Source organism: Acinetobacter sp. YH12099, assembly GCF_013419195.1.
GTDB lineage: Bacteria > Pseudomonadota > Gammaproteobacteria > Pseudomonadales > Moraxellaceae > Acinetobacter > Acinetobacter towneri.
On sequence record NZ_VPAP01000008.1, the window covers coordinates 73,963 to 86,496 of the forward strand.

Sequence of the window (12,534 nt, forward strand, 5' to 3'; positions counted from 1 at the left end):
TATTTCCAGTAAGCATAAAAAAGCACCCAATGTTGGGTGCTTTTTCGCTTATTACTAAATTGGAATATTATTCTGCTGCAGCATCTACAACGGGAATCTTGCCAATTTTAGCTTGCCAGATTTTTGGTGCAATCGCGTGGATAGATGTACCATTGACATCTACCGCAACAGATACAGGCATATCTTCAACTTTGAATTTGTAGATTGCTTCCATACCTAAGTCTTCAAAAGCAACCACTTCTGCTTCACGTACTGCTTTAGATACGAGGTAAGCCGCACCACCTACAGCCATGAGGTAAGTCGCTTTGTGATCTTTGATGGCTTCAATTGCTGCAGGACCACGATCTGCCTTACCAATCATACCGAACAAACCAGTGTGTTCTAAGACTTGGCGGGTGAATTTGTCCATACGGGTTGCCGTTGTTGGACCTGCAGGGCCAACGACCTCATCACCAACAGGATCGACAGGGCCAACGTAGTAAATGAATTTGCCTTTTAAGTCGACTGGTAATTCTTCACCATTGTTGATCATGTCGACCATGCGCTTATGTGCAGCATCACGACCTGTGTAAATCGTACCGTTTAATAACAACGTGTCGCCCGGCTGCCAAGAGTTCATTTCTTCTTGGGTAATGTTGTCTAAATCTACACGTTTAGATTTAGATGAATCCCAAGTTACTTCTGGGTAGTCCTCAAGTTTAGGCGCTTGAATATGCGCTACACCTGAACCATCTAACTGGAAGTGTGCGTGACGAGTTGCCGCACAGTTTGGAATCATACCCACTGGTTTGCCTGCAGCGTGGCAAGGGTAGTCTTTGATTTTAATATCAAGAACTGTGGTTAAACCACCTAAACCTTGTGCACCAATACCAAGTGCGTTCACTTTCTCGAAGATCTCGATACGGAGCTCTTCCATTTTGTTTTGTGGGCCACGACGTAATAATTCGTCCATGTTGATTTCTTCCATGAGTGCTTCTTTTGCAAGCATCATGGCTTTTTCGGCAGTACCACCAATACCAATACCAAGCATACCCGGTGGACACCAGCCTGCGCCCATAGTCGGAACAGTTTTAAGTACCCAATCTACAATTGAGTCAGATGGGTTCAACATCGCCAATTTAGATTTGTTTTCTGAACCGCCACCTTTGGCAGCAACTGTAATATCTACTTTGTTACCCGGAACGAGTTTGTAGTGAATTACTGCAGGGGTGTTGTCTTTGGTGTTTTTACGACCAAATGCAGGATCAGCCAATACCGATGCACGAAGTACGTTTGAGTTTTCTAGGTAACCTTGACGTACACCTTCGTTGATCGCATCGTCCAAGCTCATGGTTAAATCAAATTTAACGTCTAAACCCACTTCAAGGAATACGTTTACGATACCAGTATCTTGACAGATTGGACGATGACCTTCTGCACACATACGTGAGTTAATTAAGATCTGTGCAATCGCATCTTTCGCAGCTTTGTTTTCTTCACGATCATAAGCACGGCTCATCGCTTGGATGAAGTCTTGTGGATGATAGTAGGAAATGAACTGAAGCGCGTCTTTGATCGAAGTGATCAAGTCATCTTGCTTGATAATAGTTGTCATATCAAAAATCTCTTGAGCGGGCGGATAGCTAGCGGGCTAAATTATAAGATAAAATGCAGCGATTGTGGGCACTTTGATCAAGCTTTGGGCGAAAGTTTAATATCAGTCGTTAGCTTGAGAGAATTTGTGAAATATCCATAAAATTATGTCGTCAAAACGGGCCATGATTTTGCTGTTTTGTTGGTGCAAATTCAGCTATGTTCAAAGACTTCTTTGGAATGATGTTTGGGGTAAATATGAATGATCACACGCATTTAGCTGCTCAGATTATCCCCATTTATCAACGGCATGCAAAAGCGTGGACAGACTTGCGCGGTCAGTTGTTATATGAAAAAACTTGGCTGGATCGTTTTCTTGCTTATTTGCCTGCGCAGGCCAAAATATTAGATTTGGGCTGTGGTTCGGGGCGTCCTATTGCTGCATATCTATTACAGCATGGGCATCAACTTACAGGAGTAGATAGCGCAGACAGCATGCTGGAGATGGCACGTGAACATTTTCCTGAACAGTGCTGGATTGAAGCCGATATGCGCTCAGTGAACTTGAATCGGTGCTTTGATGGTATTTTGGCGTGGGATAGCTTTTTTCATTTAACGCCAAACGATCAGCGCTGCATGTTCGAGAAATTTGCGCAATGGTCTACCGCCAATACAGTTTTAATGTTTAGCAGTGGACCTGCTGCGGGTGAGGCGATTGGGGAAATGTTTGGTGAAGCACTTTATCACGCCAGTTTGTCGCAGGATGAATATCGGCAATTGTTAAAAGATTCTGGCTTTAAAGTTGTGAAAATGCTCGCGGAAGATCAGGACTGTGCAGGGCATACGGTGTGGTTGGTGCAGAGGTTTTAAAAATAGATTGGATGGAGCTAATCAATTTTTGTAGTGATCTGTGAATCTACAGTGTGGAATAAAAAAACCACCCAATTTTTCAATCAGGTGGTTTGTAAAACTTAACTTTACGAATTATTGAGCTGCTTGTTGCTCTGCCTGAATCGCAGTCAATGCAATCGTGAACACAATGTCATCTACCAATGCACCACGTGACAAGTCATTCACTGGCTTGTTCAAGCCTTGTAGCATTGGGCCAACACTCACCACGTTAGCAGAACGCTGTACTGCTTTATACGTCGTGTTACCTGTGTTCAAGTCAGGGAAAATGAACACATTGGCGCGACCTGCAACTTGAGAGTTTGGTGCTTTAGAGCGACCAACACTTTCAACCGATGCTGCATCGTACTGTAATGGGCCATCAATCAGTAAGTCAGGACGACGTTGTTTCGCAATTTCAGTCGCTTTCGCTACTTTTTCTACGTCAGCACCTGCACCCGAAGTACCAGTTGAGTAAGAAATCATGGCAATACGTGGGTCAATACCAAACGCTTTTGCAGAGTCAGCAGATTGAATCGCAATTTCAGCCAATTGTTCAGCATCTGGGTCTGGGTTAATCGCACAGTCACCGTACACATATACTTCATCTGGTAACAGCATAAAGAATACTGAAGATACCAATGAATAATCAGGTGCAGTTTTAATGAGCTGGAATGCGGGACGAACTGTATTGGCTGTAGTATGCACAGCACCAGACACCAAACCATCAACCTGATCAAGTGCTAACATCATCGTACCTAATACGACAGTGTCTTGCAGCTGTTCACGTGCTTGATCGTCAGTAAGTTTGCCTTTACGCATCGCAACCATTTTTTCGACATAGTTTTCACGAATCAAGTCAGGATCAATGATTTCTAAGTCGTGTGGAAGCTCAATACCGCGTGCTTTGGCAACATCGACTACCGCTTCTGGTTTTGCCAATAATACGCAGTGGGCAATACCACGTGATTGACAAATCGCTGCAGCTTGAACGGTACGTGGCTCATCACCCTCTGGAAGCACGATACGTTTTTTCGCTGCAATAGATTTTTGCACCAATTCATGGCGGAACGCAGAAGGCGATAAACGTGGTTTATGCGTATCGCTGATTAATTGGGTTAACCATTCTGCATTGATGTGACTGGCCACAAAGCGGGTAACTTGTTCTGCACGCTCAGTATCATCTACAGGAATTTCGTTGCTCAGGTTTAATAACTGTTGTGCAGTTTCAAAGGTGCTCAATTTAGTATGTAAAATTGGCAAGCCATTTTTAATTGCTGCTTGGCAGAACTCTAAAGCTTGTGCGCTTGGTGCTTGATGTTCAGTTAACACCAAACCTGCAAGTGGAATACCATTGCTGCTGGCTAAGCTACTGGCAAGCAATACATCGACACGGTCAGAACCACTGATAATCAGCTCGCCTGCAACGAATTTATGCATTTCGTGTTCAATATTCGATGCAATTAAGCTGCTGTGTAATACACGGCGCTGCGCTGCTTCACCTTGGTTAATCCATTCTGCAGAAATGTGTGCAGCCAAGTCCGACATGCGTGGCACACTTAAAGTATTGCTGAATGGCACCAAGCCAATCACTGGCATGCAATCTTTACCAATCATTGGATGTGTAGTTTGAATTTTGCTGACAAACTGGTTGGTGTCGCTAATTAAACGTAAGTTTGGATCAAGCGTAACAGGAATTTGTGCAGAATCTTCTGGTAAACCTTTGGTACGCATAAACAATACGCCCGCAGTACGCTCACAAGTTGCACCACCAAAGAAACGTAATTGATTGTCTACTTTTGACGCTGTTTTAACAGCATTGTTGATGTCGGCATTGCTGACAATAATGACTTTTGCATCAAGTGCTTTAGCCAAATTTGCATTCAATTCAGTTGCAAATGGATCACGTCCGTTTGGCAACACGCCTTCTACAATAATGATATCGTGATGTTTAGAAATTTCACGATGTAAACGAACTGCATCTTCAAGCAATTCGTCATTTTCATCATTTTTTAAACGCTCAGTCAGCGCAGTATAAGAAATCGGCTCAACTGTTTCATGCTTGAACAGGTGACGATACAACGCAGTTGTGCGGTCTGCTTCAGGTTGTAATTCTTGTGAAAAAGGCTTTAAGAAACCTGCTTTTACGCCTTGGCATTCCAAAGCGTAAATTAAACCTAAACATGCTGATGTTAAACCAACACCAATTTCTGTAGGAACCAAAAGTATTGTTTTCATAATTTTTTCTAAATCGTAAAGGGACTGATTGAAAGTGGCTGAGCACTACGATTGCTTAAGCAATCGCAGCGTCACATTCAGACTTTTTTGCAGCTGACTTTAGCTCCTCTGCAACTTGCGCAGTTTCTTTCGCAATACGGCCTTCTTCGTCAGTTGGTACAACCCAAATTTGTGGACCGCCTGTACCTGCATCAATACGACCTTCAGTACCGCGTTTTAAGCTGTCATTGCGTTCTTTGCTGAAGTTAAAGCCAAAGTGTGGCAAGTAAGATACAGTTTTTTCACGGATGTACGCAGAGTTTTCGCCAATACCACCTGTGAAGAATAAGCCATCTAAGCGTGGTAAACCACAGCTAAGTGCAGCTAAAGATTTAGCTAAACGGTAGCAGAATACTTCAATTGCAAGCGTTGCATCTTCGTTGCCTTGTTCAGATGCTTCAATCAGGGTACGCATGTCGTTCGATAAGCCTGACAAACCAAGTAAACCACTTTGGCTGTTTAGCATTTTGTCAATTTTGTAGATATCCCAACCTAAGTTGCTTGCAAGGAAGCTGTGTAAGCTTGGGTCTACATCACCACTACGAGTACCCATCACCAAACCTTCAAGTGGGGTTAGGCCCATCGATGTGTCTACACTTTGACCATTCCAGATTGCACAAGTCGAGCTACCGTTACCCAAGTGAGCAGTTAACCAGCCACCTTGTTTGAAGCTGCCAGCCAACTCTGAACCGCGCTCTGAAACGTATGCGTGACTTGTACCGTGGAAGCCATAACGACGTACGTTGTGGTCGGTATATAAGAATTTAGGCACTGCATAACGGTAAGCGTGAGCAGGCATCGTTTGGTGGAATGCAGTATCAAATACAGCCACTTGCGGAAGTTCTGGGAACAAACGCATTGTTGCTTCAATACCCACCAAGTGTGCAGGGTTGTGTAAAGGTGCAAGCGGAGTTGCTTCACGAATACGTTGCACGATTTCTTCAGTTAATAATTCTGCTTTGGTTAAAGTACCGCCGTGTACAACGCGGTGACCAATGGCTTGTGGCTTATATTGAGATAAGCGACCAAGAATAGTTTCCAATGCTTTTTCATGGTCAGCATGTGGAATAGAAAGTTCGAGCGGCTCACCACCTGCGGTAATGCCTTTAATGCGCGCATCAGCAGAACCTAGATTTTCTGCCAAACCAAAGATACGATCTCCAACGCTTTCAGATACAAGCGCATATTTGATAGAAGAAGATCCGCAGTTAATCACTAATACTGATGTAGTCACTTTTATGTACCCGAATTCTAATTGAAGTTATCCCTAGTCAATCAAGCTGCATTGCAAGATATGGCAAACGGCAATCTATTGTGTTGCAATCTTGATCATTACGTATGTTTTATCATGGGTTTTTTATTGCTCCTAGATAGACTTTAGGAGATTAGACTTAAGCATTATCGACCATGAAATCAGAAATAATTAAAATTTATCAGCCCGAAACTTTCATTTTTTCATGAAATGATGGTCTAAAATTTCTGCTTAATTCCTGTTGTATTCTCTTAACATAGCACACTTCATTCTGCAGGCGAGTGGCAAACTGTTTTAAATTATTTCCTCAATCTTTGTCGGTTTATTTTGATTTGGCAGCGTATTTAATTTCCGACCAACGGACAATCACATAAGCAATCAGTGCCACCATAAAAAACACCAACATCATCCACGCCAAGCCTTGTAAGGTTTCAATAATGGTGCGGTAAATTTCCAATACCCAGCGTTCTTGCGTCAGTTCAATCACAATTCTTTTGTCATTTTCGGCATAGGTGAGTGGGGTAATGTATTTTTCCATATCGTAAATACGAATGCCTGAAGATGTGCCGACCACCATGCCTGCAAATTTGGTGTACTTTGCCCATGCTTCATGAATTGGGTCGTGGATGATACGCGCCAAAATTGCATTGATGGAGCTGGAAAACAGACGCATGACAATGAACGACACCAACAGTGCTAAAGCAAAGGTACTAATAATCAAATAATAAAACATAAGCATCGCCACTCTTTTTGATGATTTTTCTAATCTTGATGGTGTTTTTATTTTAAGTGAGCGTTAGGCAGAAATGTGTAGTGGAACTGTGTCTTAAAACAATGTCTAAAAAATAGAAGGGAATAATGTTCAGCTTCCTGTGAAACTGAACATTATATTTGGATATTGCAAAATTACAGATGGATTTTATTGGCGGATTTGACCATCGCCAAACACGATCCATTTTTGTGAGGTTAAACCTTCCAAACCGACAGGGCCACGGGTATGAATTTTATCGGTAGAGATTCCAATTTCAGCACCTAAACCATATTCAAAACCATCAGCAAAGCGTGTAGAAGCGTTAATCATGACTGAACTAGAATCTACCGCAGCCAAGAATTGACGCGCCAAACTAAAGTTTTCAGTAATAATGGCATCAGTATGATGTGAACCATATTTATTGATATGTTCAATTGCCTCATCAATTCCTGAAACCACTTTAACTGCCAAAATTGGGCCTAAATATTCGGTGTACCAATCTTCTTCGGTTGCTGTTTTAACACTTGTACCCAAAATCTTTTGGGTTGCAGGACAGCCGCGTAATTCGATTTGTTTTTCTGCATATAGTTCGGCAATACGTGGCAAGAATTGTGCGGCAACAGCCTCATCGACCAACAATGTTTCCATGGCATTACAGACGCCATAACGGTGAGTTTTTGCATTCAGGGCAATAGGCAGGGCTTTTTGTAAATCGGCCTGTGCTTCTACAAATACGTGACAGTTACCATCCAAATGTTTAATCACTGGAATACGCGCTTCATTGCTGATGCGTTCAATCAGACTTTTACCGCCACGTGGCACAATTACATCTACATATTCAGACATGGTAATTAATTGCCCAACGGCAGCACGGTCTGAGGTGTTAATCACTTGCACCGATGTTTCTGGCAAGCCTGATGCTTTTAAGCCGTGTTGAATCGCGGCAGCAATCGCTTGGTTAGATTCCAGTGCTTCAGAACCACCACGTAAAATAATCGCATTGCCTGATTTTAATGCCAAAGACGCAGCTTCAAGGGTTACGTTTGGACGTGATTCGTAAATCATGCCCACCACACCTAGCGGTACACGCATTTTGCCCAATTGAATACCAGATGGACGGTAAGCCATATCGGTAATTTCACCAATTGGATCCATGAGACCAATCACATCTTTCAGACCTTGTAACATGCCTTTAAAGCGTGCGGGGTTAAGTTCTAAGCGATCAAGCAGTGCGCTATCCAAGTTGTTGTTACGACCTTTGGTCATATCAATTTGGTTGGCAGCTAAAATAGCGGACTCGCTATTTTCCAATGCCGTATAAATAGCCGATAACGCATTGTTTTTAGATTGGGTAGAAGCGCTTGCTAAGACACGAGAGGCTTGGCGTGCTTGTTGTCCTACCGTTTGCATATATTGTTCAATAGACTCTTGCATAGCGGTTTGATCACTTAGAAATTTCAACTCGATATTAACAGTCTGTGCCTGCACAATGAAGCGTCTCAGCGGAAAATCGACTAAATTGTTCAATCTTTTCATATTTTTCAATGCTTTCATCACAAAAATTAATATTTTGAAATGCTTTATGATTTAAAAGTAGATGAGCGGTCATAGAAAATGTTGCGTATAAAATCAGCACCTGTATAGAATGATGCGATAACGACATTGATGTCATTCACAACAATAAGCAGGATGCCACTTTAATTCAGATAAGTGGGTAATCGTTCAATGACGAACACTTGCACAATAAAAATAAAATGCGCATGGAGGTAAGGAATATGAATTCCATGATCCAGATGGACACGGATGTACAGGACGCAAGTTCGCATGTCTGTTTTTTTGATATTTACGATAAACACAGCTTTAAACAACCCGCTCGTACCACTTGGATCAACGGCTGGAAAGTGGAATACATGGCAATTGCTCAGCCAGAAACCGCACATTTAACTCCAATTGTGATTATTGGTGGTGCATTCCAAAACTTTAATTCATATAAATATTGTGTCGAGCAGCTTTTTCGTGCAGGGCCAATCATTTTAATTGATATGCCATCTATGGGCGCCAATCAGCAAATGACCAATGTGGAAACAGGTGAGTCGGCAGGAACGCTAGAACTGCATGATTTAGGTCAGATGTTGGGTGATTGGCTGGATATTGTCGGCTTAGATAAAGTATCCGTCATGGGCATGTCATTGGGTTCGGTGGTGGCATCGTGTCTAGCAGATCAGCGTCCTGAATTGATTGATCGCATGATTTTAATGGGGGTTATGCAAAAGACCCGTAAAAGTTGGCGCATGTTGCTTGAAGAATCACTGCATTTAATGAAAGAGCAGCGCATGGATGAATTTGGTCAGGCGGTGATTTTATACTTGGTCAATCATGCCAAAATGGAACAAACTCGCATGTCACCGACTGCAAAGCGTTTGTTTTACCGACAAATGGCCGACTTTACCGCTACAGAGCAAGATCGCTACGATGTGAACTGCAACCGTTTATTGCGGTTAACCAATGTGCCTATTCCGCAATGTAAGGTTTTGGTGGCGTGTGGGCAATATGACAGTTTTACCTTGCCGCATGAAAATGCCAATTTTGCCTTACAGTGCCCGAACATGGAATTTGCCATGATTGCCAATGCAGATCATGTGCCGCAATTACAGCGCCGTAAAGAAACCATGAATTTATTTGCGACCTTTTTAAGCGATGAATCTATTCAGGACTTAGATGGCATTATTCCAATGACACGTGCGCAACTATTGACGATGGAACGCCGTGGAGAAGCGCGTATTCGGGTGCAAAATCCGCAAAGTCATTTGCAGTATCGTCATTCTGATTTGAAAATTGCTACGCACATTGTCGATTTAAACTTCTTTGGTGTATTGCTTGATTTTGAAAATGCTGCGTTGGCGGCACAAGCAGCACAGTTTGAACGAGATATGGCCTTAGAATTACAGGATGAGGAAGGCAGTTTTAGCATTGAATGTTTAATTTTTGAAAGCCAAGGGCAGCAACTACGCGCATTATTTAAGCATGGTAGTTTTGAGGTGGCAGAGCGTTTGTTGCGTTATGTGGAACGTCAAAAAGCGGCTGCACAAAATTTGGAATATGCCCGTTAGTAGATAAAATCAGTGCTTGGTTTAAAATTATCCAAAGAAAATAGAATCAAAATAGCGTGTTAAACCACGCTATTTTTTTTGTAGGCATGAACCATCCAGACTAAATCGCCTAAATGTTCTGCGGTTGTTTTTTCTAAAGAGCTGTTGGAAAAATACAGTTGTGGTTGTTGTAGCTGCACTTGCTCAAAACCTGCATTTTGAAAAAACTGAGTTAATTCCTGCGGAGATTGAAAGTGAAAGGTGAAAGCACTGCGTGACATAAATTTCAATAATCGGCTGCAGTTCCAAATAAAATTGGCGAGCTTGTTTTTGACGGGTTCAGGGTAAATATCGGTTAAATAATGCAGTTCTGGAAAGTCTTGGGTGTAGTTACACATGCCATTTAACAGCTGTTGTAGCATGTCTTTGCTGAAGTAGTTAATTAAACCTTCACTAATAATTACTAAGGGCTGCGAGTGATCAAAATATTCAAAGGCCTGTTGAAAGGATTCACTAAAAATATCGGCGGTGAGAACTTCAGGTGCGTCGTGGTCAATTTGTCGTAACGCTTGAGTTTTAATTTGCGCCATATCAGGCAAATCCAGTTCACGGTAATTCAGTTCAGGATATTTTTGTCGAAAGTTCCAGCTGCGTGGTGACAGCCCAGATGCAATTTCGAGCACTTGTAATTGCGGATGTTGCTGAATCAGTGCGGTTAAGTGTGCATCAATCATTTGGTGACGTTGTTTGAGGGTGCTGCGCATACTGCCGCCCACATGACGTTCTGCCCAGTTTTCTAAAGGATGTACCAATTTGGCTAAAAACTTGCCTTTTCGGGTCGCAAATACAGGATGTGAAATCCCCCTTTGATACCAGATATATCCCGTATAATGTGCGGTAAAAGAAATATGCCGATGTTTGGACAATGCAGTCGTGTCTGAGCGAGTTGGCTTGGCATCCGAGTTGTGCATTTCAGTCCTTTTTTCTGTCGTGATTTTGCTGTTCAGCAATGTTTTTGTCATTTTCGTATAGACCTTAATTGTTTGTATGGTGGTCGTTGTCTTTTTAGGCATGCTTTGACACTCAAGCTGCGGTGTCAGGCATATACTCAAAATAGAATAAGTTTATCATAATCAAAAAGGAACAAGCTGTCGTGTTCCTTTGTCGTATAAATGCTGTGAAAAAGTGAAGGCGTATAGGGTCTGTTGACATTTCATAAATGGCTTGCGCTGTAGGCTAAAACTGAGCAGATCAGGCATAAAATGCAGGGAATAGTGGACCTATTTTCAAGTTCCATAACGCAATCTGAGAAAGTTTTAGCCACATGAGCAAGAACAAAGCGTTGCTTTGTTTGCTGCGCAAGGGGGCGAGCATATTTTTTGCTGCTATTGCGTTATGTGCCAGTCATTTAGAATGACTAAATTTCCTGTCCCATGCCTTATATCAGCTAAAAAATCTTGCGAGATATATCTCTCACGTCGCAAACATAGACGAATTGTCAACAGACCCTAGTTAGTTTGTGGTGATCTCACGTTGCAGCGTTTTTAGTGGTACTTGAGTAATTGGTCGGGTCGTGACTAGTTTGTGCTGCCAGTAGCGCGGCACTTTGTTCTTTAAATGCCAAGATACGATCACGGACGCTTCGCCATTCATCACCCAAGTCTAAAACTTCAGCAATGCTAAACTCCGCACTAAGTTCAGGGATTTTACCACGCATGCGTTCTAAACGTGCCTGATTAGGTAGGGGTAAATCGGCAATTGCATTTAAAGCCAATCGTTGTGCTGCACGGTTGTTGCAGACCAATCCCATGTCACAGCCTGCAAGCAAAGCGGCATGAATACGTGCATCGGCATCGCCTGCTACACAAGCCCCCTGCATGCTTAAATCATCCGAAAAGAGTACACCATCATAGTCCAAGTCTTTGCGAAGCACTTGCTGTAACCAAAATTCAGAAAAACCTGCAGGGTTCGGATCGACCTGATCATAAATGACATGCGCAGGCATGAGCGCATCCAGTTGATTTTGCAGTTGGATAAAGGTTTGCATATCCTGTTGTTGAATTTCGGCAAAAGAACGTGAATCTATCGCGGCAGCAACGTGAGAGTCTGCTTTAACCGATCCATGTCCAGGAAAGTGTTTGCCTGTGGTTGCCATTCCTGCACGATGCATTCCACGTAAAAAAGCATCTGCCAAAGCAATAATATCGACAGGACGCGCAGCAAAAGCACGATCTCCAATGACATCACTGATGTCATTTAAATCTAAAACGGGTGCAAAACTAAAATCAATGCCTACGGCTAATACTTCGGTGGCCATCAACCAGCCACATTCTTCGGCTAAATCTAAGGCACGTTCAGGTTCGTTTTGGTATAACTCGCCAAATCTACCCATAGCAGGCAATAGGGTAAAACCTTGTTTTAAGCGTTGTACGCGTCCGCCTTCCTGATCGACTGCAATTAAAATATCAGGGCGCACCTGACGCATGTGGTCGGTCAAGGCGCGTACTTGCGCAGGAGATTGGATATTTCGGGCAAATAAAATGACTCCACCGACTTGCGGAGCGCTTAATAGTTCAATATCTTCTTGAGTAAGTTCTGTGCCAGCGATGTCGAGCATCAATGCGCCAATCATATTGGGTGTCCGTATTCGATTTTTATCAATAAAAAAACAATACCTGAATTCTGCAATGATTTGCTACATTTTG

The 12,534-nt window shown here is 42.6% G+C and carries 9 protein-coding genes; 2 read left to right on the forward strand and 7 right to left on the reverse strand.

The window, feature by feature from the left end; translation table 11 throughout:
* Positions 1-67: 67 nt before the first annotated feature.
* On the reverse strand, positions 68-1,594 hold the full coding sequence (locus FTU39_RS06895) for a fumarate hydratase (RefSeq protein ID WP_004974861.1): 1,527 nt from the start codon (positions 1,592-1,594) through the stop codon (positions 68-70).
* A gap of 236 nt (positions 1,595-1,830) precedes the next feature.
* On the opposite strand from FTU39_RS06895, the gene FTU39_RS06900 reads away from it, so the two are divergent.
* A complete protein-coding gene (locus tag FTU39_RS06900; protein WP_180051905.1) occupies positions 1,831-2,442 on the forward strand; it encodes a class I SAM-dependent methyltransferase in 612 nt (203 codons plus the stop codon).
* 114 nt (positions 2,443-2,556) lie between these two features.
* Here the strand turns inward: FTU39_RS06900 and pta are convergent, their stop codons facing one another.
* From pta to FTU39_RS06920, 4 genes are all read right to left on the reverse strand, one after another.
* Positions 2,557-4,698 (reverse strand): phosphate acetyltransferase, encoded by a 2,142-nt coding sequence (pta, locus tag FTU39_RS06905; protein ID WP_180051906.1) that lies wholly within the window; start codon positions 4,696-4,698, stop codon positions 2,557-2,559.
* A 55-nt stretch (positions 4,699-4,753) separates the two neighbouring features.
* Complete coding sequence (locus FTU39_RS06910) at positions 4,754-5,971, reverse strand: acetate/propionate family kinase (RefSeq protein WP_096901391.1); 1,218 nt, start codon at positions 5,969-5,971, stop codon at positions 4,754-4,756.
* Positions 5,972-6,311: 340 nt separating this feature from the next.
* On the reverse strand, positions 6,312-6,722 hold the full coding sequence (locus tag FTU39_RS06915; RefSeq protein WP_026438428.1) for a hypothetical protein: 411 nt from the start codon (positions 6,720-6,722) through the stop codon (positions 6,312-6,314).
* 186 nt (positions 6,723-6,908) lie between these two features.
* Entirely contained in the window at positions 6,909-8,174 is a 1,266-nt protein-coding gene (locus FTU39_RS06920) for a glutamate-5-semialdehyde dehydrogenase (RefSeq protein WP_131260781.1), read from the reverse strand.
* A 341-nt stretch (positions 8,175-8,515) separates the two neighbouring features.
* On the opposite strand from FTU39_RS06920, the gene FTU39_RS06925 reads away from it, so the two are divergent.
* Positions 8,516-9,850, forward strand: a complete 1,335-nt coding sequence (locus FTU39_RS06925) for an alpha/beta fold hydrolase (protein WP_004974874.1) — start codon at positions 8,516-8,518, stop codon at positions 9,848-9,850.
* A gap of 59 nt (positions 9,851-9,909) precedes the next feature.
* On the opposite strand, the gene FTU39_RS06930 is transcribed toward FTU39_RS06925, so the two are convergent.
* Together FTU39_RS06930 and nagZ are read right to left on the reverse strand one after the other, a co-directional pair.
* Positions 9,910-10,800, reverse strand: a complete 891-nt coding sequence (locus FTU39_RS06930; protein ID WP_004974878.1) for a class I SAM-dependent methyltransferase — start codon at positions 10,798-10,800, stop codon at positions 9,910-9,912.
* Positions 10,801-11,357: 557 nt separating this feature from the next.
* Positions 11,358-12,461 (reverse strand): beta-N-acetylhexosaminidase, encoded by a 1,104-nt coding sequence (gene nagZ / locus FTU39_RS06935; protein ID WP_180051907.1) that lies wholly within the window; start codon positions 12,459-12,461, stop codon positions 11,358-11,360.
* Positions 12,462-12,534 lie beyond the last annotated feature (73 nt).